Annotated in this window: 20 protein-coding genes; 10 read left to right on the top strand and 10 right to left on the bottom strand. The window is 60.4% G+C overall.

Going from position 1 to position 22,794, the window contains the following annotated elements; all coding sequences use genetic code 11:
* Positions 1–104 precede the first annotated feature (104 nt).
* The 7 genes from zapE to HCI85_RS11665 form a co-directional block, all read right to left on the bottom strand.
* Complete coding sequence (zapE, locus tag HCI85_RS11695) at positions 105–1,226, bottom strand: cell division protein ZapE (RefSeq protein WP_167144835.1); 1,122 nt, start codon at positions 1,224–1,226, stop codon at positions 105–107.
* A 73-nt stretch (positions 1,227–1,299) separates the two neighbouring features.
* On the bottom strand, positions 1,300–1,953 hold the full coding sequence (locus tag HCI85_RS11690) for an HAD family hydrolase (RefSeq protein ID WP_167144834.1): 654 nt from the start codon (positions 1,951–1,953) through the stop codon (positions 1,300–1,302).
* The gene (locus tag HCI85_RS11685) at positions 1,953–2,942 is read right to left on the bottom strand and encodes an ABC transporter ATP-binding protein (protein ID WP_167144833.1); all 990 of its coding nucleotides are present in this window, start codon (positions 2,940–2,942) and stop codon (positions 1,953–1,955) included. The genes HCI85_RS11690 and HCI85_RS11685 overlap by 1 nt, the downstream gene beginning before the upstream one ends.
* A complete protein-coding gene (locus HCI85_RS11680) occupies positions 2,939–3,733 on the bottom strand; it encodes an ABC transporter permease (RefSeq protein WP_090387003.1) in 795 nt (264 codons plus the stop codon). The genes HCI85_RS11685 and HCI85_RS11680 overlap by 4 nt, the downstream gene beginning before the upstream one ends.
* A complete protein-coding gene (locus HCI85_RS11675; RefSeq protein ID WP_167145738.1) occupies positions 3,720–4,559 on the bottom strand; it encodes an ABC transporter permease in 840 nt (279 codons plus the stop codon). The genes HCI85_RS11680 and HCI85_RS11675 overlap by 14 nt, the downstream gene beginning before the upstream one ends.
* Positions 4,559–5,365 carry an alkaline phosphatase family protein gene (locus HCI85_RS11670; RefSeq protein WP_167144832.1) on the bottom strand — a complete coding sequence of 269 codons (807 nt, stop codon included), beginning with the start codon at positions 5,363–5,365 and terminating at the stop codon, positions 4,559–4,561. The genes HCI85_RS11675 and HCI85_RS11670 overlap by 1 nt, the downstream gene beginning before the upstream one ends.
* Before the next feature lie 56 nt (positions 5,366–5,421).
* Complete coding sequence (locus tag HCI85_RS11665; protein WP_167144831.1) at positions 5,422–6,480, bottom strand: ABC transporter substrate-binding protein; 1,059 nt, start codon at positions 6,478–6,480, stop codon at positions 5,422–5,424.
* A 342-nt stretch (positions 6,481–6,822) separates the two neighbouring features.
* Between HCI85_RS11665 and HCI85_RS11660 the strand changes: the two genes are divergently transcribed.
* On the top strand, positions 6,823–7,539 hold the full coding sequence (locus tag HCI85_RS11660) for a UTRA domain-containing protein (RefSeq protein WP_160087426.1): 717 nt from the start codon (positions 6,823–6,825) through the stop codon (positions 7,537–7,539).
* A 71-nt stretch (positions 7,540–7,610) separates the two neighbouring features.
* On the opposite strand, the gene HCI85_RS11655 is transcribed toward HCI85_RS11660, so the two are convergent.
* Entirely contained in the window at positions 7,611–8,900 is a 1,290-nt protein-coding gene (locus HCI85_RS11655; protein ID WP_160087424.1) for a M18 family aminopeptidase, read from the bottom strand.
* 72 nt (positions 8,901–8,972) lie between these two features.
* On the bottom strand, positions 8,973–9,683 hold the full coding sequence (locus HCI85_RS11650) for a 4'-phosphopantetheinyl transferase family protein (protein ID WP_167144830.1): 711 nt from the start codon (positions 9,681–9,683) through the stop codon (positions 8,973–8,975).
* A gap of 367 nt (positions 9,684–10,050) precedes the next feature.
* On the opposite strand from HCI85_RS11650, the gene HCI85_RS11645 reads away from it, so the two are divergent.
* The 5 genes from HCI85_RS11645 (at position 10,051) to HCI85_RS11625 (ending at position 15,399) form a co-directional block, all read left to right on the top strand.
* Positions 10,051–11,235 (top strand): MFS transporter, encoded by a 1,185-nt coding sequence (locus tag HCI85_RS11645; protein WP_167144829.1) that lies wholly within the window; start codon positions 10,051–10,053, stop codon positions 11,233–11,235.
* Between the two features lie 106 nt (positions 11,236–11,341).
* Complete coding sequence (locus HCI85_RS11640; protein WP_167144828.1) at positions 11,342–11,947, top strand: outer membrane beta-barrel protein; 606 nt, start codon at positions 11,342–11,344, stop codon at positions 11,945–11,947.
* Between the two features lie 63 nt (positions 11,948–12,010).
* The gene (locus HCI85_RS11635) at positions 12,011–12,688 is read left to right on the top strand and encodes a response regulator (RefSeq protein ID WP_167144827.1); all 678 of its coding nucleotides are present in this window, start codon (positions 12,011–12,013) and stop codon (positions 12,686–12,688) included.
* Positions 12,685–14,067: an ATP-binding protein gene (locus HCI85_RS11630; RefSeq protein WP_167144826.1), complete on the top strand. Its 1,383-nt coding sequence runs from the start codon at positions 12,685–12,687 to the stop codon at positions 14,065–14,067. Before HCI85_RS11635 ends, HCI85_RS11630 begins: the two co-directional genes overlap by 4 nt.
* Positions 14,068–14,211: 144 nt before the next feature.
* Complete coding sequence (locus HCI85_RS11625; RefSeq protein WP_167144825.1) at positions 14,212–15,399, top strand: GGDEF domain-containing protein; 1,188 nt, start codon at positions 14,212–14,214, stop codon at positions 15,397–15,399.
* A 219-nt stretch (positions 15,400–15,618) separates the two neighbouring features.
* Here HCI85_RS11625 and HCI85_RS11620 read toward each other — a convergent pair whose 3' ends face one another.
* Entirely contained in the window at positions 15,619–16,617 is a 999-nt protein-coding gene (locus tag HCI85_RS11620; RefSeq protein WP_160087412.1) for an AraC family transcriptional regulator, read from the bottom strand.
* Between the two features lie 370 nt (positions 16,618–16,987).
* Between HCI85_RS11620 and HCI85_RS11615 the strand changes: the two genes are divergently transcribed.
* The 4 genes from HCI85_RS11615 (at position 16,988) to HCI85_RS11600 (ending at position 22,674) form a co-directional block, all read left to right on the top strand.
* A complete protein-coding gene (locus tag HCI85_RS11615) occupies positions 16,988–18,310 on the top strand; it encodes a dicarboxylate/amino acid:cation symporter (protein WP_167144824.1) in 1,323 nt (440 codons plus the stop codon).
* A gap of 179 nt (positions 18,311–18,489) precedes the next feature.
* The gene (locus HCI85_RS11610) at positions 18,490–19,629 is read left to right on the top strand and encodes an acyl-CoA dehydrogenase family protein (RefSeq protein WP_167144823.1); all 1,140 of its coding nucleotides are present in this window, start codon (positions 18,490–18,492) and stop codon (positions 19,627–19,629) included.
* 135 nt (positions 19,630–19,764) lie between these two features.
* Complete coding sequence (locus tag HCI85_RS11605) at positions 19,765–21,402, top strand: AMP-binding protein (protein WP_167144822.1); 1,638 nt, start codon at positions 19,765–19,767, stop codon at positions 21,400–21,402.
* Positions 21,403–21,492: 90 nt separating this feature from the next.
* Entirely contained in the window at positions 21,493–22,674 is a 1,182-nt protein-coding gene (locus HCI85_RS11600) for a CaiB/BaiF CoA transferase family protein (protein WP_167144821.1), read from the top strand.
* Positions 22,675–22,794 lie beyond the last annotated feature (120 nt).

The following is a 22,794-nucleotide window of genomic DNA, read 5'->3' as shown; positions in this document are numbered from 1 at the left end:
TCGGAATGCTCATGTACAAAAGTACACTCCGCTTCCTTGCCTGCTTTTGCCTTGCATGGCTCTAGCTCGCAAGACTTCAAAAAGATTCTTAAAGCCCCAAAGCATTACGCGCCGAAGCGCTGGAGTTGCATCTCCTGCAATCGGCTCAGGGTGCGGCGAAAGGCGAAGCTCAGGTAGCCCTCGGTATAGAGTTCGGCCAGCGGCACCTGGGCTTCGAGGTACAGCGGCACCTTGCGGTCGTAGCACTCATCCACCAGGGCGATAAAGCGCCGCACGCTGTCATCCTTGACCGACAGGGCGGGCAGCTGGCGGTCACCGGCCTGCACCCGCTCGACGCCATCCTCGGTACCACGGGCAATCTTTGCCGCGCGTTGCGGGCTGCTCAGGTTGGGTACTTCGCTGAGCAGAATGGCCTGGAAGCGGTCGCACAGGGCGATAAAGTCCGGCGCGGCCAAGGGCTGCTCGCACAGATCGGCAAAGCGGCACCAGAGCACGCCGTCGCAGTGGCGCAGGGTCTGCACGCTGCGGTTGCCGAGCGTGAGCGGTGGATCGCTGCTGGGCCTACCTGCGGCCAACTGACTGAAGGTCCGGCTCAGCACACTGGGCAGCCCAGGCGTGGCAACCCAATAGCGGGTATGCGCGGCGCCTGGGTGCAGGCGATGGTCTTCCTCGCCGTTGATGCTCACCACCTGCATATGCCGCTGCAAGGCGGCCACCGCAGGCAGAAAACGCTCGCGGTTAAAGCCTTCGGCATACAGCAGTTCGGGCGGCTGGTTGGACGTGGCGACCAGCACTACGCCCTGTTCGAACATCACCTGGAACAGCCGGCCGAGAATAATCGCATCGCCGATGTCGCTGACAAACAGCTCGTCGAAGCACAGCACGCGCACCTCGCGGCTCAGCTCCACAGCCAGCGCCTGCAGCGGGTCCGGCGTGCCGGTGAGCTGAAACAGGCGCATATGCACCCAGCGCATAAAGTGGTGAAAGTGTTGGCGCCGCGCAGGGACCTTTAGTCCTTTGTAAAAGCTGTCCATCAGCCAGGTCTTGCCACGGCCCACCGGCCCCCACAGATACACCCCGTTGATTGAGTCCAAGGGTTCGTCTTGGTGCAAGGCCTGATAGCAATCGTGCAAGGCTTGGGCGGCCTGCCACTGTGCTGGATCGGATTGAAAGCCATCACAGTCGATGGCTTGCTGATAGGCGACGAGGGGGGAATTGCTGGGCATGAAATCAGGCGCGTGGCGGTGAGGTGACGCGTTATAGCCTGTAGACAGCCCTACGCGCCACATCCAGCCTCAATCAACGCCAGTTAAGGATCGGCCAACCGGCCTGCTGCGCGTGCGCAAGCAGAGTGGGGTCGGGGTTGACCACATAGGGCTTGTCGACCACCTGCAGCAGCGGCAGGTCGTTGCGTGAGTCGGAGTAGAAGTAGGCGCCGTCGAGGGCTTCTCCGTGCTCTTGCAGCCAATCACGCAGGCGCGTGACCTTGCCTTCGCGGTAGGTCATCACGCCCTGGGTACGGCCGCTGTAGTGGCCGTGCTGAACTTCCAGGTCGATGGCCAGTACTTCCTCGATCTTCAAACGTGCGGCGACGGCGCTGACCAGAAAATGCGCCGAGGCGGAAATCACCAGCAGCCGGTCACCGGCGGCGCGGTGGTTGGCCAGGCAGCGGGTGGCGTCGCTATAGAAAATCGGCTCGATCACGTCTTCGACAAAGGGCTCCACCACGTGGGCGACTTCTTCCGGCGTGCGGCCCACCAGCGGCGACAGGGTAAAGGCCATGTAGTCTTCCATGGCCAGGCTGCCGGCGGCGTATTGGCGCATCAGCTCCTGTTCATGGGCGATAAAACTGTCGGCGTCGGCCCAGCCGAGCTTGACCATTTCCTGGGTCCACAGGCTGGCGCAGTCGCCGCCGATCAGGGTTTCGTCCAGGTCGAAAATTGCCAGGGCCATCAGGCCACCTCACAGATTGCGTTGTCTTCAATGTTCAGGTTGATGCGTTGCCCGCTGGCGTGCAGGTCTGCCGGTGAGCGGTTGAGCACGTCCACCAGCAGTTCGACGCCGCGCGCCTCGATGCGGTAACGGATCACGTTACCGAGCAGACGATGGCTGCGGATCTGCCCTTCGATGCTGCCCTGGGCGCCAATCTGGATGGCCTCCGGGCGGATTGCCACGCGGCTGTTGACCGGGCGCAGCAGCAGGCGGCTGGCGGTATCGGCGTCGAGCAGGTTGTAGTTGCCGATAAACCCGGCGGCAAAGGCGTCGGCGGGGGCGGTGTAAAGGGTTTCCGCGTCGCCGCTCTGGACGATCTTACCGGCGTTCATCAGGAAGATACGGTCGCTCATGACCAGCGCTTCTTCCTGGTCATGGGTGACGAAGATGGTGGTCAGGCCCAGCTCCTGCTGGATGCTGCGGATCTGCTCGCGCAGGTGCTTGCGAATCCGCGCGTCCAGCGCCGACAGCGGCTCATCGAGCAGCAGCAGGCGTGGGCGGGTGACCAGCGAACGGGCCAGAGCCACGCGTTGGCACTGGCCACCGGACAGTTGCTGCGGGTAACGGCCGGCGAAGTCATTCAGCTCAACCAGCTCCAGCACTTCCTTGACCCGCTGTTCTGCTTCGCTGCCTTTTACCTTCTGCATGCGCAGGCCAAAGGCAACGTTCTGTTGCACGGTCATATTGGGGAACAGCGCGTAGCTCTGGAACACCATACCGATGCCGCGCTTTTGCGGGGCAACGGGCACCAGGTCCTCACCGTCGAGCAGAATTTGCCCGCCATTGACCCCGGTCAGGCCGGCGATGCAGCGCAGCAGGGTGGATTTGCCGCAGCCGGACGGGCCGAGCAGGGTGATGAATTCGCCCTTGGCGATCTCGCAGTTGATATCGCTGAAGATCGCGGTATCGCCGTAGCGCTTGTGCAGGCCTTGAATACTCAGATAACTCATGACTTGTCCTTATTAAGGCGGTTGGCCGCCCAGGTCATCAGCAGCACGAACATGAAGTAGGAAATCACCAACGCGCTGGTGAAGTGACCGCTGTCGTTGCGCATGTTGTAGAGGTACACCTGCAGGGTTTCATAGCGGCTGCCGACCAGCAGGTTGGCGAACACAAACTCACCAAACAGGAAGCTGAAGGAGAGAAACACCGAGACCATCAAGCCCTTGCGCAGATTAGGCAGCACCACCATAAAGGCCGCGCGCCAGGTGCTGGCACCGAGCAGGTGGGCGGCGTCCATCAGGTCGCGCAGGTTGATCGCCTGCAGGTTGTTACTGATGGCTCGGTACATAAAGGGCAGGGCGATAGTGAAGAAGCAGCCAATCAGAATCCACGGCGTACCTAGGATCGGCAGTGGGCCGCCGGCGAATAGCTGCATCAGACCGACCGAGGACACCACCGGCGGGATGGCGAACGGCAGCAGGATCAGCACGTTCATTACCGCATCGAGCTTGGGGAAGTGATAACTGACCACAAACAGCAGCGGCAGAATCAGCACCAGCGACAGCGCAAGCGCCGCCAGGCAAACCAGCAGCGAGCGGCCAAACGCGGCGAGAAAGCGTGCATCGCTCCACAGCGCCAGGTACCACTTGAAGGTCAGCCCGCTAGGCAGCACGCTGGCCGACCAACTGGTGGAGAACGAGTAGAGCAGGGTGCCGAGCAGCGGCAGCAAAAGGATCAGCAGCAGGCTGTAGACCACCAGCTGGTGGAACAGCGGCGAGCGTTTTTCAGCGTGGGACATGGTAGCTCCGGCGCAGCAGCCATTGGTGAACGATGGTGATCAGGGTCATCAGGCCAACCAGAATCATCGCCAGGGCACTGGCCATATTCGGGTCGAGGAAGATGTCGCCGGAAACCATGGCGGCAATCCGAATCGGCAGAATATTGAAGTTGCCAGTGGTCAGCGCATACACCGTGGCGTAGGCGCCGAGGGCGTTGGCCAGCAGAATCACAAAGGTGCCGAGCAGCGCTGGGGTCAAGACGGGCAAGCCGATATGCCGCCAGAACTGCCAGTTGCTCGCGCCGAGCAATTCAGCCGATTCGCGCCAGTCTTCACGCAAGGCGTCGAAGGCTGGGTAGAGCAACAGCACACCCAGGGGAATCTGGAAGTAGGTGTACAGCACGATCAGGCCGGTTTTCGAGTAGAGGTTGAAATCCTCGATGATCCCCGCCTGCTTGAGCAGGATGGTCAGTGCGCCGTTAAACCCCAACAGGATGATAAAGGCGAAGGCCAGCGGCACCCCGGAGAAGTTGCTGGTCATGTTGGAAAACGCCATGACGAAGTCGCGCAGCTTGCTGTCGACTTGCCGCAGCGAGTAGCTGCCGAGTATGGCAATGCTGATGCCGATCAGGCTCGACCAGAACGCCACTTCCAGGCTGTGACGCATCGCCTGGCGGTAGAACGGTGAGGAGAAGGCCTGCTGGAAATTGCCCAGGCCCCAGCCTTCAGCGGTGTGTAGGCTGTTGCTGGCCACCCAGAGCAGCGGGGCGATCTGAAAGGCGATAAAGAACAGGGCAAAGGGCAGCAGGCACAGCAGCGCCAGCCATTTGCCGCGCAGGGCAGACATCATGCTAGAAGCTCCCGGCAGACAGGTTTGTCGTGGGCTACACCGAGCAGTTCGCAGACCGTGCCGCACAACGCCAGCTGTTTCGGCTGAGCGTTGGGATCGAGGCTGAAGGCACTGCCGAGTACCAGCAACGGCACTTCGCGTTCTTCCGGCAGCAAGCCGTTGTGGCTGCGATCGTTGTTCATGCCGTGGTCGGCGGTTACCAGAATCTGGTAGCCGGCATCTAGCCAGGGCTGAATATATTCGGCCAACAACACATCGGCCATGCGCGCGCTGTTACGGTACTGCGCGCTGTCGAGGCCGTGCTTGTGGCCAGCGTCGTCGATATTCATCGGATGCACCAGCAGCAGGTTGGGCGTATGGCGCAGGCGCAGGCTTTCCGCGTCGGCAAACAGGTGCGAATCCGGGTAATGATCGGCGTAGTAGAAGTGGCCGTACTGAATCGGCAGGTTGGCGTCTGTCGTGTGACGGTCGCGCGCCGCTTGGAATGGCGAGCGGTTATACAGCTCGCTGACCCAGTGATAGGCCGCCGCAGCGGTAATCAGCCCAGCGTCGCGGGCGTAGTGGAACATGCTGCGCTGGGTCGACAGGCGCGAGACATCGTTATTGACGATGCCGCTGTCGATGGGCGCAACACCGGTCAGAATCGCTTCATACAGCGGGCGTGACAGGGCCGGGAGTTCACAGTCGAGCTTGTACAGCGCGGCGCGTCCAGCCTGGCAGTAAGCCTGCAGATGCCCCAGCGCGTGCTGAGCCACCTGATAGCTCAAGCCATCCAGAACCACGAGGATGACGTTGTGCGACATGATTGAAAGCCTTAGCAACCGAATCGGCCCCGGAGTGTATCCGGGGCCAGATTGCATTAGTTCATATTGATGATGACGTGTTCCTGCCACAGACGCGGCAGTGCTTTGGAAGTGGCTTCCCAGGCAGCAGCATCCTTGATCGGCTGTACCTTGGCGTATTGCTCCTGCGGCAGCAGCTTGGCTTGCACTTCGGCTGGCAGGGTCAGGTGCTCGGCACGGATAGGCCGGGCGTTGCCTTTTGCCAGATTGATCTGGCCGGCGTCGCTCAAGATGTACTCACGCGCCAGTTTGGCCGCGTTGGGGTTTTTCGCCCACTTGTTGATGATGGTGCTGTAGCCGGAAATCACCGAACCATCGGAAGGAATCAGCACTTCGAAGCGGCTTGGGTCGATCTGGTCGCGGTAGCTCAGGCCGTTGAAGTCCCATACCACGCCCACTTCTACTTCGCCTTTTTCCAGGGTCTGGATGGTTGGGTTGGCCAGCGACAGACGGCCTTGTTTGGCCAGCTCGCCGTAGAAATCCAGCGCCGGTTGCACGTTGCTTTCATTACCGCCCATGGCGATGGCGGCAGCCAGTACACCGTTTACGGCTTGTGCGGCGGTGCTGACATCACCGGCAGAGACTTTGTAGGTGCCCTTTTTCAGGTCAGCCCAGGAGCGTGGGATGTCCTTGACCAGCTGCTTGTTGACGATAAAGGCAATGGAGCCGGTGTAGGCGAGCATCCAGTGGCCGTCGGTGTCCTTGGCCCAGGTTGGAATCTGTTCCCAGGTGCTCGGCTTATAGGGCTGGGTTACACCCTGCTGCACGGCGATGGGGCCAAAGGCTGCGCCTACGTCGCCGATATCGGCGGTGGCGTTGTCTTTTTCAGCGGCGAACTTGGCAATTTCCTGGGCCGAGCTCATATCGGTATCCATATGCTTCAAGCCATACAGTTTGTTCAGGTCGGCCCAGGTGTCTTTCCAGTTGGCCCAGCTGTCCGGCATACCCACACTGTTCACCGCGCCTTCAGCGCGCGCGGCCTTTTCCAGTGCTTGCAAATCCGTTTCAGCAGCCATGGCCGAGGTGGCCAGGGCGATGGCTGAGCCCATCAGTGAAGCCAGCAGCAGTTGTTTCATTGGAAACTCCTTTGCGATTGAAGTGCGTGCAGTGAAAAGTTCTGGTCTAGATCAGCAAGACCCAGGCCAATTTAGGCTTGTTAAATGACAGTTTTATGTACGTTGGTCATTTACCGGCTCGAGCCGGGTTGCACAAACTGGCGCACCACTAGCGTAGACCATGAATAAATTCAGTCATGTATGGCCTGCAGCCCAAGTTTTATCAGCTTTTACTGGCGCTGAAAGAAAGTTGTCATGGCGTGGTCATCAAGACTGCTTAAACTTGAAACATGGTTTTTACTGCTGCATTCACATGTTGATGCCCCGAAATGGGGCTGGACTAGTCCAATTTTGGAGGTCTTGATGCGCGATGAAGCGCCGCGGGCAGTCACAGCTATATGCCGGGCATTGGAAGAGCAGATCGAACACGGTCTGTTGCCGTCGGGAAGTCAGTTGCCGGCCGAGCGTAAGCTCAGCGAGGTATTCGATACCACGCGCATTACTCTGCGCGAGGCGCTGGGCCAGCTGGAGGCTCAGGGGCTGATTTATCGCGAGGAGCGTCGCGGCTGGTTTGTTTCGCCGCCGCGCGTGGCCTATAACCCGCTGGTGCGCAGCCACTTTCACGCCATGGTCGGCGAGCAGGGTCGGGTGCCGGCCACCGAAGTGCTTAGCGCCAAGCTGATTCCGGCCAGCGCCGAGATCTGCCAGCTACTGGCTTTGCCGGCGTTGTCCAGCGTCTACCAGATCCGCCGCGCACGACGGATTGACGGTCGCCTTGTGCTCTATGTCGAGCACTACCTCAATCCGAATTACTTCGCCGGCATCCTGGATTTCGACCTGACCCGTTCGCTGACCGAGCTGTATGCCAGCGAATACGGCATTCATTACGGCCGGGTGCGTTTTGATATGGTGCCCACGGCGTTGCACAGCGAAGCCGCATCTGCATTGAAAGTAGCGGTGGGCAGCCCCGCGCTGCGCATTGTGCGGATCAACCGCGACCAGCATGGCCGACTGATTGATTGCGATCTGGAGTTCTGGCGCCACGACGCTCTGCATGTGAGCGTCGAGGTCCCGGAATGACGGTAACAGCGTAGGGCGGATGGCGCTTTTTCATCCACCCTACAATGTCGTGAGCTTTTAGATAATGAGCGTCATGGCAGCTCAGCGCTGGCGTAAAACGCCGTCAGCACTTTCACCAGATGCGCCAGGTCATGGCTGCCGGCCAGTTCGCGGATCGAGTGCATGGCGAAGGTCGGCAGGCCGATATCCACGGTGCGCACGCCCAGCTGGCTGGCGGTGATCGGGCCGATGGTCGAGCCGCAACCCATGTCACTGCGGGTGACGAAACTCTGCACCGGCACTTCATTTTCCAGGCACAGGTGACGGAAAAACCCGGCGGTTTCGCTGTTGGTGGCGTAGCGCTGGTTGCTGTTGATCTTGATCACCGGGCCAGCGTTGAGTTTGGGGCCGTGGTTCTGGTCATGCTTGTCGGCATAGTTGGGGTGTACGCCGTGGGCGTTATCGGCCGAGACCAGCAGCGAGCGCTGGATGGTGCGCACAAAGGCATCACCGTCCGGCAGCACGCGGCGCAGCACCTGTTCGAGCATCGGGCCATCGGCGCCGCAGGCCGAGCAGGAACCGACTTCCTCGTGGTCGGTACACACCAGCACGCAACTTTCTTCATCCGGCGCTGCCAGCAGCGCCTGCAGCCCGGCGTAGCAAGACAGTAGGTTGTCCAGGCGCGCACCGGCAATAAAGTCGCCATTCAGACCAATCACTGCCGCGCTCTGGGTGTCGTAGAAGCTCAGTTCGTAATCGAGCACCGCATCGGCGCTGAAGTCGTGTTCGCGGGCCAGTTGATCGGTGATCAGCGCGCGGAAATCGGCCGGTTCATCGCCGGATAGCTGCGCGAGGATTGGCGGCAGCTCGTTCTGCGGGTTGATTGCCCAGCCCTGATTAGCTTCACGGTTGAGGTGAATGGCCAGGTTGGGAATCACGGCAATCGGGCATTGGAAGTCGATCAGCTGGCTTTCCACCTTGCCATCGCGGCGGTACGTGACACGACCGGCCAACGACAGGTCGCGGTCGAACCAGGGCGCCAGCAAGGCACCGCCATACACCTCAACGCCGAGCTGGAAAAAACCCTGCTTCTGCAGTTCTGGTTGTGGCTTGACCCGCAGGCACGGGCTGTCAGTGTGTGCGCCGACCAGGCGGATACCGCCTTCCAGTGGCGCGCGCTTGCCTAGCTTGAAGGCGATGATCGAGGAGTCGTTGCGCGTCACGTAGTAGCGGCCGCCGGCCTCGGTGTGCCAGCTGGCGCGCTCGTCCAGGTGCTGAAAACCGGCCGCTTCAAGGCGTTGAGCCAGGCTGGCGGTGGCATGAAAAGGGGTTGGCGAGGCCTTGAGGAACTCAATCAGGCCTTGATTCAAATCTTCGCGCATAGGGCACTCCAGACGGCAATCGGCCGAGTTTAGCGGATTTGCCTAGCGCTTTGGGCTGCCGCGCTCGACAGATCAGCGCGGGATGCTGACCAGGCTCAGCAGATAACCGTCGAACTCGGCGAATTGGCCTGCCAGCTCACTGCCAGCGGGCCAGTCCGCATGCAGGTCAATCAGCAGACGCATACGCACGTTATTGTCGGTGTCGATGCTGAGTAGCTCGGCATCCTGAAAGTAGAAGTGCTGCAGCACTTGCGGGTAGAGCGCCTTGAACAGGCTTTCCTTGAGCGAAAAAGTCAGGCTGATGCGTTGGGCGCGTTGTTCGCTCGGTAAGGTTTCCAGACGGAACAGCTCGGAGGGCGTCAGGATTTCCGCTGCCAAGCGTTCGGCGCGGCTGGCTGGCATGATCTGCTCGATGTCCAGGCCCAGGCCGCGCCAATCCGTGCTGTTACCCACCACGGCGCCGGCCCAGCCGCTGCCGTGGGTGATCGAACCGACCATGCCTAGTGGCCACTGCGGCGCACGGTCTTCACCGCAGGCCGGCGTGGCGGCGATGCCCGTCAAACGCATCAAGGCCTCACGCGCACATAGCCGACCGGCCAGATATTCGGCTTGGCGTTTGGCCACGCCGCGCACCGGCTCGATGGCGCAGCGGCTGAAATCCTCTGCATCCAGCAGCTCGGGGCTAAAGCGTGTGCTGATCAGCTGCACCGCCGGCAGCGTATGCGGCAGTGGCCAGTGGTCATTCAGCGGGCTGCAGCAGGATGGCAAGTAGGCTGTATTCATCGGCCTATTCTGCCGCGCGGCGGTTTTTACGGCCAGCCGGCGCGGGCGTTTACATTTCTTTGCAAAGCGGCAACAAAGCTAAACGGAGTTGCCGAGGCTTTTTCGCCACACTGCGGCATGCGTTTCTTCGGGGACGCAGGTGAGGTTGTAGCTGGCGCAGGCGTGAGGCTTGTTCCGGCATTTCTCTGAGAATGAGTACGGGAGCCCGTTTGGGCTCCCGTTTTTTTTGCGCTGCGTTTGTCACTGGGCAGGCTTTGTACTCATCGCCTTAAGCACAATGGCTATGCACCGTGCGCAAAACCAGCCCGGCTGGCTGCGTGCTAATCTGCCAGGACGGCTGATTTAGAGCCTTTCTGTGAGCCTGCCGATGCCTGCTGCCAATTCCTCTGCGCACCTGATGCGTGGCACTTCCGCTTACCGGCGCGCGACCCTGGCGCTGTTCTGTGCCGGGTTTGCCACCTTTGCCTTGCTCTACTGCGTGCAGCCGCTGCTGCCACTGCTGGCCGCGCATTTTTCCGTATCGGCGGCGGGCAGCAGCCTGGCGTTATCGCTGACCACCCTGAGCCTGGCCATCTGCCTGCTGGTGTCTGGCGCGCTGGCCGAGAGCTGGGGCCGCAAGCCGGTTATGGTGGCGGCCCTGGGCCTGGCGTCGCTGCTGGGGATTGCCTGTGCGCTGGTCGACAGCTGGGATCACCTGCTCTGGCTGCGCGCCTTGCTTGGCCTGGCCCTGAGTGGATTGCCAGCGCTGGCCATGGCCTATGTCGGCGAGGAGTTCGATCCCGAGGCATTGCCGGCGGCGATGGGCCTGTATATCGGTGGCACCGCGTTAGGTGGTTTGCTCGGGCGCCTGCTTGCTGGTTTGCTCAGTGATCTAGGCGGTTGGCCGCTGGCCTTGGCCGGGATTGCCGGCATGGGCTTGTTGGCGTTGGTGCTGTTTGTCTGGCTGCTGCCGCCGTCGCGGCATTTCACCGCGCAGTCGCTGTCACTGCGCGGCCTGTTGCGCAACTTTGCTACGCACCTGGGTAATGGTGAGTTGCGCCGTCTGTTTCTCCTGGCGTTTCTGTTGATGGGCGGCTTTGTCGCGCTGTTCAACTACGTCGGTTTTCGTCTGGCAGCGGCGCCGTTCAACCTGTCTTCCAGCCTGATCGGTCTGCTGTTTACGGTGTATCTGCTGGGAATCGTCAGCGCCGGTTGGGCGGGGCGACTGGTGCCACGCTTGGGCGCACGCCAGGTGATGCAGGGCGGTATCGTCATCATTCTGCTGGGTGTGGCGCTGTGTGCCACGCCCTGGTTAAGCGCTGCGGTGGCGGGGCTGGCCTTGTTCACCCTGGGCTTCTTTGCCGCCCATGCGGTGGCCAGCGGCCAGGTGGGGCAGCGTGCGCACGGCGCCAAGGCGCAGGCATCGGCGTTGTACCTGTGCGCCTACTACCTGGGCTCCAGCGTGATTGGCTACGCCGCTGGGTATATCTGGGAGCACGCCGGCTGGCTGCCAATGCTGGCGATATTGGCCGTGTTATTTGTCGCAGCCGGTGTTAACGCGCGCAAGTTGTAAGAGGGCGTTCAGCGTTTGTTCAGCAAGGGTTCAGTGGGCGTTCAGCTTGGGGTAGGCAACATGAACCTCGAGTTAAGCAACACCGACTAACCACTGAGGACACACCATGAACCGCACTCTTAGCAAACTGGCCCTGGCAACTTCCCTGACCTTCGCTGCGGCTGCGGCCAATGCCGGCGACAACTTTGTTGGCCTGACCTGGGGTCAGACCGACAACAACATCCAGAAATCCAGCGCGCTCAACAGCAACCTGAACAGCCCCAAGCTCGACAAAGTAATCAACGACACTGGCACCTGGGGCTTACGCGCCGGTCAGGTCAGCGATGCAAACCGTTACTACATGACCTACGAGAATGTCTCGGATACTGATCGCGGCAACAAGCTGCGTCAGCAGAACCTGCTGGGTAGCTACGATGTGTTCCTGCCGGTTGGCGACTACAACACCAAGTTGTTCGGCGGTGCCACCGCTGGCCTGGTCAAGCTGGAGCAGGAGAGCAAAGGCTTCAAGCGTGACAGCGATATCGGCTTTGCCCTCGGCCTGCAGGCTGGCATTCTTCAGGACATCAACCAGAATGCCTCGATTGAAGCCGGCTACCGCTACCTGCGCACCAATGCCAGCACCGAAATGGCGCAACACGGCGCAGGCAAGGCTGGCTCGCTGGACCTGCACAGCAGCGGCCAGCTGTACCTGGGTGCCAACTACAAGTTCTAAGCAGCAGGTAGGCCAAAAGGGCCGGGCAGCATGCCCGGCCGCTTTATGGGAGGAATGTGCAGGATGAAACTGTTGGTCGTGGAAGATGAAGCGCTGCTGCGTCACCACCTCTATAGCCGGCTGGGCGAGCAGGGCCATGTGGTCGATGCCGTGGCCAATGCCGAAGAAGCCCTGTACCGCGCTGCGGAATACAACCATGACCTGGCGGTGATCGATCTCGGCCTGCCCGGCATGAGCGGGCTGGACCTGATTCGTCAGTTGCGCAGTCAGGACAAGAGCTTCCCTATTTTGATTCTCACCGCCCGTGGCAACTGGCAGGACAAGGTCGAAGGCCTGGCCGCCGGTGCCGATGATTACGTGGTCAAACCCTTTCAGTTCGAAGAGTTGGAGGCGCGCCTGAACGCCTTGCTGCGCCGCGCCTCGGGCTTTACCCAGGCGAGTATTGCCGCCGGGCCGCTGCTGCTCGACCTCAACCGCAAACAGGCGCTGCTCGATGGCGAAGCCCTGCAACTGACCGCCTTTGAGTACCGTATTCTCGAATACCTGATGCGCCACCAGCAGCAGGTGGTGGCCAAGGAGCGATTGATCGAGCAGCTCTACCCGGATGATGAAGAGCGCGACCCCAACGTGATCGAAGTATTGGTCGGCCGCCTGCGTCGCAAACTTGAAGGTCAGCTGGATTTCAAACCCATCGAAACTGTGCGCGGCCAAGGCTACCTGTTTACCGAGCGCTGCCGATGAGCGAGGCCGAGTTGAGCAAACCGGTCGCCGGCCGTCGCGGTGAGTCTCTACGCCTACGCCTGATGCTCGGCACGGCCGTGCTGGCGGTACTGTTTATGCTGGCGCTGCTGCCGGCCTTGCGCGGCGCGTTTGTGATCGCCCTTGAACAGTCCATCGAAAAACGCCTGGCCTCGGATGCGGCTGGATTGGTTTCTGCTGCACGCAACGAGCAGGGCCGATTGAGCATGCCGGAGAAACTACCGGCTGAAGAATTCGACAGCCTGGAAGCCAAGCTGCTGGGCTTTATCTACGACCGTCAGGGCACGCTGGTCTGGCAGTCCCGTTCTTCCCTGGATGAAAGCGTCGACTATCGCCCACGCTACGACGGCCGTGGTCACGAGTTTGTGCGCATCACTGATGCTCAAGGCCGTGAGTTCTTTGTCTACGACGTAGAAATCGACCTGCTGCGCGGTCAGAGCGCGGCCTTCAGCGTGGTGACCATGCAGCCGGCCAGCGATTACCAGGCCATGTACGACGGCTTTATGGGCCAGCTCTACCTCTGGCTCGGTGGCGCGCTGTTGGTGTTGCTGGGGTTGCTGTGGTTTGGCCTGACCTGGGGCTTTCGTAGCCTGCGCGGGCTTAGCGCCGAATTGGATCAAGTGGAGGCGGGCACCCGTGCCAGCCTGAGTGAAGAGCACCCGCGCGAGCTGCTGCGCCTGACCGGCTCGCTCAACCGCCTGTTGGAAAGTGAACGCCAGCAACGCGAACGTTACCGGCATTCGCTGGATGACCTGGCCCACAGCTTGAAAACCCCCTTGGCCGTGCTGCAAAGCGTGGCTGAAGTGATCGACAAGCAGCTGCAGAACCGCGATCAGTCGCAGGTGCTGCAACAGCAGATCGAACGCATGAGCCAGCAGATAGGCTATCAACTGCAGCGCGCCAGCCTGCGCAAAAGCGGCTTGATCCGCCACAGCACACATTTGGCGCCTTTACTCGATACGCTCTGCGGTGCGCTGGATAAGGTCTACCGCGACAAGCAGGTCCAGATGCTGCGCGATTTTTCCAGCGAGCAGCACCTGCCTATGGAACGCGGCGCGTTACTGGAGTTGCTCGGCAACCTGCTGGAAAACGCTTACCGCCTGTGTCTCGGCCAGGTGCGCGTGAGCGTGCGTCAGCAGGGCAGTGTGCTTGAACTCTGCGTCGAAGACGACGGGCCCGGTGTACCGGCTGATCAGCGCGAGCGCATCCTGCGCCGTGGCGAGCGGTTGGATGCTCAGCATCCGGGGCAGGGCATCGGCACCGCAGTAGTTAAAGACATTATCGAAAGCTACGATGGGGAGTTGCTGCTGGAGGATTCGGCGTTGGGCGGCGCGAGTTTTCGTGTACGGTTCAGCGACTGAAACAAGCCCGTGTGGATGCGCAGAGGCAGAAGCGCAGAGATGAATGGCTCTAATAATCGCACTGGTCGGCTATTGTCAGCGTTAGTGAAATTTCCTTAAACCTTCGCCATAGGCCAGCCGATAAGGCTCGCTGCGAGGTCAGCCATGCCGTCTCAAGCTGAATCAGCCGTTGCCAATCACCACGTCGCCGCTGTAGATCGGTTAGCAACAGGTTTTGCCTTACGCCTCTTCGAGCCTGAGCTTGAGGCCGAATACCGTGATTTCTCTTATCGCAGCTACCGGCAAACCCGGCGCGTGGCTATATGCCTACTGCTAGCCAGCTTTTTGGCCTTCTTCGCCTTTGATCTACTGTTGCTCTACAGCGTTGGCGCCAACCCGATAACCCTGCCGGTTATGCTGGTGCGTCTGTGTGCGTTGCTGATTATTGTGTTTGCTGCCTACCGGGTATTGAAGTCTCCGGATGTTGCCACTGGCTATCGCTGGATACCTATCGGCCTTGGCTGCCTTAGCCTGGGCATGCTGCTGGTGACGCTGATATATCACCAGGGCCTGGAGCAGATGCAACTGCCCTATGGCCTGGAGGGCATGATGCTGATCCAGATAGTGATCTTCGTGCCCATCGGTTATAGCTACCGCAACAGCCTCTATTTGGGCATCGCCACGCTTTTATGTACCGGCCTGGCATTACAGCTGACCACCTCAGGCGAATCGCCTATCCAATACCTGACGTCCCTGGCCTACCTGACGCTAGCGACCATTGCCGCCGCAACGGCTGGTTACTGCCAGGAGCACTCAATGCGCGTGCTGTTTCTAACCAAACGCGACCTGCGAACCATGGCCGATACCGATGGCCTGACCCAACTTTACAACCGCCGCAGTTTTGATCTGTTGTTGCAGCGTGCATTGCAGGAAGCCCTGCGTGAGCAAACGCGTATCGCGCTGATCATGCTCGATCTCGACCACTTCAAGGCTTACAACGATTGCTATGGCCATCCGGCCGGAGACCTTGCCTTGCAGCGCATTGCTGGCGTGCTGGCCAGCCATCCGCGTCGCGATCTCGACTTTGCCGCGCGTCTGGGTGGTGAGGAGTTCGCCATGGTGTTGCGCAACCCGGATAGCGCCTACTTGGCCAGTACCTGCGAAAGCATCCGCCGAAAGATCAGCGACGAACTTGCGATTGAGCACCTTAAAAACCCCGCCCAGGTCATGACCGCCAGCCTGGGTGCGAGCTTCAGCAATGCCAGCGACACGACCGCCAGTCTGTACCAGCGCGCGGATCTGGCGCTGTATCGAGCCAAGGCTAGTGGCCGCAATCGTGTGGAAATTGACTAGACGGTGAATGCGCTGCCCGCCATTCGACTGCAGAGGTTATGCATCGCTAAGCATTGGCAGTAAATGAAGAGGATTTGCGGGCGTTGATGCTGTGAAAGGTCGCTTTTGGGGTTTGGCATTAACCCTTAAACATTGAGACCACTCCACCTCTAGATAGCGTCGCGCTATGTTTTCTGCGGTTTAATTAATGGGCACAGCACTTTCAGGTGATTTGAAGGTTCACCCTTCCTGCGCCCGATAAGCCCCTGGCGTCAGCCCCGTCCATTTCTTAAACGCCCGATGAAACGCCGATGGTTCGGAAAACCCCAGCTGTTCGGCAATATCCTGAATCGCCAACTCATCACGGCCCAGGTGATAAATCGCCAGGTCCCTACGCAGATGATCCTTCAACTCTTGAAAACTCGACCCTTCCTCGCGCAAGTGCCGGCGCAGCGTTTGCGGGCTCATGTGCAATTGCTGGGCAACGGCATCCAGGTCCGGCCAGTTGCTGCAGTCGCGGCCGAGTAGGCGGCGGATCTGGCTGATCAGGCTGTCGCCGCCATCCGGGCGGGCCAGCAGGTCGGCGGGAGAGTGTTGGAGGAACTGTTTGAGGGTGCGTTCGTCCTGCAGCAGCGGCATGGCCAGATAGCGTGCATGGAACAGCAGGCTGGTGCGCCCGGCCGTGAAGCGCCGTGTGCAGGGGAATAGCAGTTCATATTCGCCTGCGTGGGTGGGTTGGCTGTAGGTGAAGGTGGCTTCTTCTAGGCGGATGCGTTGGCCGATCAGCCAACTGCCGAGGCGATGCCAGATCACCAGCAGGCTTTCCACCAGAAAGTGGTCGGGATCCCACAGGGTGGAGTCGTCCACGCTGAGGCGTGCCCAGTCGCCTTCGCGCTGAATGCTGATAGCCGGCGCTTCCGGGAACAGGCTGTAGAACAGCGCGCCACGACCCAGGGCTTTTTCCAGTGAATGGCAGTGGATGATGGCGTAACACATCATGGCGAAGGTGCCGCGTTTGCTGCGCAGGCGGCCAAAACCGAGGTATTCGTCATCAAGGTTTTCCCACAGCAGCTGCACCAAGTGGGCGAACTGTTCAGGTGCGACCCGCGCACGGGGTTCGTCGAGCAGCGCCGGTTGGATACCCAATTGGCGCAGCAGTGGCGTGCAGTCATGGCCCTGGCGTTCGGCGCCGCGTAAGGCGGCACGGACAAAGTGGCTGGCGATGGTGCGTTCGCGCATGGGGGCTCCTTGAAAGTATGCCGATGGTAGCCAGACGCTGGCCTGCGCAACAAGCAAACCCTTTGCTGGGGCCGCTGTCGCTTAAGTCAGGTTACGCGGTGGGCAGGGCGTGGGATATCCGCCAAACCGGAGCAGATGATCGTGCGGGAATCCGCCAGGCTGGCTCTTTGGTAGTCCGGTTATTTTCATAAAGTATTGATATTTAAAGATTTAATTATTTTTCATGGAGTGGCACGGGGCTTGCGATAGGGACTTTAAGGCTGCGCTGAACGCGCCGATAACAAGTCCCCTCTGTTAAGGGGTTAGCGCTTATTTAGGGTGTTGCGAGCGTCGATGGATGATGCGCCGCAACACCATGGAGGACCCTGCCATGACCGCCACGACGCTCGAAGCACCCCGTCAACCCTTCTACCGAATGCTTTATGTCCAGGTGCTGGCTGCCATCACCATCGGCATTCTGCTCGGCCACTTTTACCCGGAAACCGGTGTGGCGCTCAAACCGCTGGGTGATGGCTTCGTCAAACTGATCAAGATGGTGATTGCGCCAATTATTTTCTGCACTGTGGTCAGTGGCATTGCCGGCATGCAAGACATGAAGGCCGTTGGCAAGACCGGCGGGTATGCGCTGTTGTATTTCGAGATCGTCTCCACCATCGCCCTGGTGATTGGTCTGATTGTGGTCAACCTGGCGCAGCCGGGTGTGGGTATGCACATTGACCCGAATACCCTGGATGCCAGCAGCATCGCCGCTTATGCCTCCGCCGGCGCGCAGCAGAGCACCATCGGCTTTCTACTCAATGTAATACCGTCCACCGTGGTGGGGGCGTTCGCCAATGGCGACATCCTGCAGGTGCTGTTCTTCTCGGTGATCTTTGCGTTCGCCCTGCAGCGCATGGGCGACTATGGCCGCCCGGTGCTGGAGTTCATTGAGCGCATCGCCCAGGTGATGTTCGGCATCATCAACATGATCATGAAGCTTGCACCTATCGGCGCGTTCGGTGCCATGGCGTTCACCATCGGCCAGTACGGTGTCGGTTCGCTGGTCCAGCTGGGCCAGCTGATGATTTGTTTCTACATCACCTGCCTGTTCTTCATCCTGGTGGTGCTGGGCGGTATAGCGCGTGGCCATGGCTTCAGCATCCTCAAGTTCATCAAGTACATCCGTGAGGAGTTGATGATTGTGCTCGGCACCTCATCGTCTGAATCAGTGCTGCCGCGCATGCTGACCAAGATGGAGAAACTGGGGGCGAAGAAGTCCGTGGTCGGCCTGGTAATCCCCACCGGTTACTCGTTCAACCTCGACGGTACATCGATCTACCTGACCATGGCGGCGGTGTTTATCGCCCAGGCCACGGATACACCGATGGACCTGACTCATCAGATCACCCTGTTGCTGGTGTTGCTAGTGGCGTCCAAGGGCGCGGCAGGGGTCACCGGTAGTGGTTTTATCGTGCTGGCGGCCACGCTGTCGGCGGTAGGCCATTTGCCGGTTGCCGGCTTGGCGCTGATCCTCGGCATCGACCGCTTTATGTCCGAAGCCCGCGCGTTGACCAACCTGATTGGTAATGGTGTGGCAACCCTGGTGGTGGCCAAGTGGTGCAAGGAACTGGATGAAGACACCCTGCAGCGCGAGTTGAGCAGCGGCGGTAAGGAGCAGCCTGCTCCAGTAGCGGCCAAGGCCGAACTGAGCTGAGGGAAATACGCTGTCATTCAGCCCGCCTAATGGCGGGCTTTTTTATACCTGGCAAACGCCGGCAAGCCGCGCGTGAGATGACCGAATGAGTCAATCCAGGCTGAGCGCATGGGTCATTGAGGCGGCAGGGGCGTGGAGCCTAACCTGCTGCACGACTTCAGCTCAGGGAGCACACCCGCATGCAGCGCCTTATTTTCGACACCGAACACAACATGTTCCGCGACGCTTTTGCCGCCTTTCTGAAAAAGGAAGTGGTCCCGCATCAGGATGAGTGGGAAGCCGCCGGCGTGGTCAGCCGCGAGGTATGGAAGAAGGCCGGCGACATGGGCTTTCTGCTGCCCTGGGCCGATGAGGAGTACGGCGGCGCTGGGCTCAAGGACTTCCGCTATGAGCAGATCATGTGCGAAGAACTGGCGAAGATTAACGAGCCGGGCTTTATGTTGCCGCTGCATTCCGCACTGTGCGGCCCCTATATCGCCGAGTACGGCAATGCCGAGCAGAAGGCGCGTTTCATGCCGGGCATCATCAGTGGTGAGTTGATCCTCGCGGTGGCGATGACTGAGCCGAGTGCTGGTTCCGACCTGGCCGGTATGCGCACTAGCGCGGTGGATCAGGGCGACCATTACGTACTCAACGGTTCCAAGGTGTTTATCTCCAACGGCCTGCTGGCCGATGTGGTAATCGTGGCTGCCAAGACCGACCCAAATAACAAACACGCCATGGGCCTGTTCCTGGTTGAGCGCGGTATGGAAGGTTTCGAGCGCGGCAAGAACCTGGAAAAACTCGGCATGAAGAGTCAGGACACCGCTGAGCTGTTCTTCAATAACGTCAAGGTGCCCAAGGCCAACCTGCTGGGCGACGCCAAGGGTGGCTTCTTCTACCTGATGAACATGCTCGCCCAGGAGCGCCTAACCAACGCCTGCGGCGCAGTGGCGGCGGCCGAGGCGGCGTTGCAGACCACCATCGATTACGTGAAGGAACGCAAGGCCTTCGATCGGCCGATTTCGCACTTCCAGAACACCCGTTTCAAGCTGGCCGAAATGCGCACGCAGATCGATGTGGCGCAGGTGTTTGTAGATCGCTGCGTAGCCGACCACAACGAGAAGAAACTCACACCGGAAGTAGCTGCCGAGGCCAAGCTGTTTACCACCGAGTTGCTGTGCAAGGTGGTCGACGAAGGCGTGCAACTGCACGGCGGCTGGGGTTATATGTGGGAATACCCGATCTGCAAGATGTACGCGAATGCGCGCATCCAGCGCATCTTCGCTGGCACCTCGGAGATCATGAAAGAGATCATCAGCCGCGGCATGAAGTTGTAGAGCACGCGCCGCCACCTGGCGATCCCGGCGGTTTATCGGGGTCGCCGCCTTTAGGCCGTAGGATATTTTTTACCGAGGGAAGCTGTTCAAACGCTAACGTTCATGTCGGTACAACAATAAGAACGAGGGATTGCGATGACCGATCAACTGCCTCTGGAGCGCCTGGCGCTCTGGGTTGAAAAACGCCCGGATGCGGTCTGGCTCAGCCAGCCGGTAAACGGCCAGTGGCATGACTTCACCTGGGCTCAGGTGGACGACCAGGCGCGGCGAATGGCCACGGCTTTGCACGCGCTGGGCTGCATGCCAGGGGATCGGGTGGCGTTGCTGGCGAAGAACTGCGCCGAGTGGATCATTGCCGACCTGGCGATCATGCTCGCCGGGCTTATCAGCGTGCCGTTGTATCCGTTGCAGTCGGCGGAAAGCATCGACTATGTGCTGCGCCATTCGCAGTGCAAGGCGATCTTCCTCGGCAAACTGGATGAGCCGGCCAAGCTCGCGCCGGGTATTCCGGCCGAGGTCATGCGTATCGCCATGCCGTACCCGACCATCGAGGCCAATCACGGCTGGCATGCCTTGCTGGCAGCGCACCAGCCGTTACGCGATGGTCATACGCAGTTACCGGATGAGTTGCTGAGCATTCTCTATACCTCCGGCACCACCGGCCAGCCCAAGGGCGTGATGCTCTCGGCCAAGGCGTTTGCCATTGCCGGCGGGCGCTCGGTGAAGGAACTGCAGATTACCGAGCAGGATCAGTATTTCTCCTACCTGCCGCTGTCGCATGCCGCCGAGCGTTTTCTGGTAGAGATGAATGCGCTGTACAGCGGTGGACGGGTGGCCTTTGTCGAGTCGCTGGAGACTTTTGCCTGTGACCTGCGCCATGTACGGCCGACTGTGTTCTTCTCCGTGCCGCGCCTGTGGACGCGCTTTCAGCAGGGCGTGCTGGAAAAACTGCCGCAGCCCAAGCTGGCACGGCTGCTAGGTATTCCGCTGATTGGTGGCCTGGTGGCGCGCAAGATTCGCAAAGGCCTAGGCTTGGATCGTGCACGCATTCTGGTCAGCGGCGCGGCGGCGATTCCACGTGCCTTGCTCGACTGGTATCAGAGCATCGGCATCACCATCTGCGAGGGCTACGGCATGACCGAGCACCTGGCCTATGGCTGTTTCAACCGGCCGGGGCAGGTGCGTTTTGGCACCGTGGGCCGGCCGATGCCAGGTAATGAATTGCGCATCGCCGAGAATGGCGAAATTCTCCTGCGTTGCCCCAGTCTGATGCTGGGCTATTACCAGGACCCGGAGAAAACCGCCGAAACCATCACCGATGGCTGGCTGCACACCGGTGACAAGGGCGAGGTCGACGCGGCCGGTTACCTGAAAATCACCGGGCGTGTGAAAGACATCTTCAAGACCAGCAAGGGCAAGTACATCGCCCCGGCGCCGATTGAGGGTGAGATTGCCAAGAACCTTTGGGTCGAGCAGGTGTGCCTGATGGGCAGCAATCTTGATCAGCCGCTGGCGCTGATCGAGCTGTCGCCGGCGGCCCGCGAGCAATCGCGTGAGCAAGTCACCGCGGACTTGCAGCAGACCTTGCAACAGATCAATGCGCAGCTTCAAGCGCATGAGCGGGTGAGTCACTTTGTGCTGGTGCGTGAGGCCTGGACCGTGGACAACGGCTGCATGACCCCGACCATGAAGATTCGCCGCAACGTACTGGAAGCTCGCTTTGCCGATCAGCTCAGTGAGCTGGATGCCAAGCAGCCGCTGCATTGGCAGTGAGCGCTTAGTAGCCCGGATGCAATCCGGGAGTCTGTTGATATTCCCCGGATTGCATCCGGGCTACGGGATTGAGATCCCTGAGGAGCTGTTATGCAAGGCCCGCTGTCGTCACTGAAAGTGCTGGATTTCTCCACCCTGTTGCCTGGGCCGTTTGCCTCGCTGCTGCTAGCCGACATGGGCGCGGAAGTGCTGCGGGTCGAGTCGCCTTCGCGCATGGATCTGGTGCGTGTACTGCCGCCGCATGACGGCGGCGTATCGGCCAGTCACGCCTACCTCAACCGCAACAAGCGCTGCATCGCTCTAGACCTGAAAAAGCCTGAAGCGGTGGAAATGGTCAAACAGTTGGTGGCCGAGTACGACATCGTGCTGGAGCAGTTTCGTCCTGGGGTGATGGATAAACTCGGTGTGGGCTACGAAGCGCTCAAGGCAATCAACCCGAAGCTGATCTATGTATCGATTACCGGTTACGGCCAGAGCGGCCCGTACAAGGACCGCGCCGGTCATGACATCAACTACCTGGCCCTGGCCGGTATCGCCAGCTACACCGGGCGCCGTGAAACCGGGCCGCTGCCACTGGGTATTCAGGCGGCGGATATTGCTGGCGGCTCGCTGCACGGGGTGATCGGCCTGCTGGCGGCGGTGATCCAGCGTCAGGCCACGGGGCAGGGGCAGCAGGTGGATATCAGCATGACCGACTGTGCCTTTAGCCTGCATGGCATGGCCGGCGCGGGCTATCTGGCCGCTGGCGTGGAGCCGGCGATGGAAAACCAGGCGCTGAATGGCGGCAGCTTCTACGACTACTACCGCACCCGCGACGGCCGCTGGTTCTCGGTCGGCAGCCTGGAGCCGCAGTTTATGCAGCAGTTCTGCGCCGCCATCGGCCGCCCTGAGCTGGCTGCGCGCGGGCTGTCGCAGAAGCCGGAGGATCAGCAAGCGCTTAAACGTGAGATTGAAATCGAGTTCGAGAAGCGCGACTTTGCAGAGTGGAGTCAGGTATTCGCCAGCCTGGATGCCTGCGTCGAGCCGATGCTCAACCTCAGTGAAACGGTCGAACATCCGCAGATCAAGGCGCGCGGTCTGGTCACCGAAGTTCCGCGTGCAGGCAACGCCCCACAGGCGCAGATCGCCTGCCCGATCAAATTCTCCAGTGGCTTGCCCGCGCCCCGGCATATCGGCGCAACCCTGGGTGCACATACCGCAGAAGTACTGACAGAGCTGGGCTACAGCGCCGAGCAGATCGCCCAGCTCAAGGCAGCTAAAGTGGTGGTCTGAGCGAGTGATGCAGGCGTTAGCGCAATCCCGTCACTTGCGGGATGCACACTGACACTCGTCAAACGCTGAGTTTTCCGGCATAAGCCTGATGCATTTTCGCCATCGGGCAGCTTGGGAACG

The organism is Pseudomonas sp. OTU750018, assembly GCF_011636575.1.
Lineage (GTDB): Bacteria > Pseudomonadota > Gammaproteobacteria > Pseudomonadales > Pseudomonadaceae > Aquipseudomonas > Aquipseudomonas peli.
Note: the sequence above shows the minus strand (reverse complement) of the source record. Positions and strands in the feature narration are given on the sequence as shown.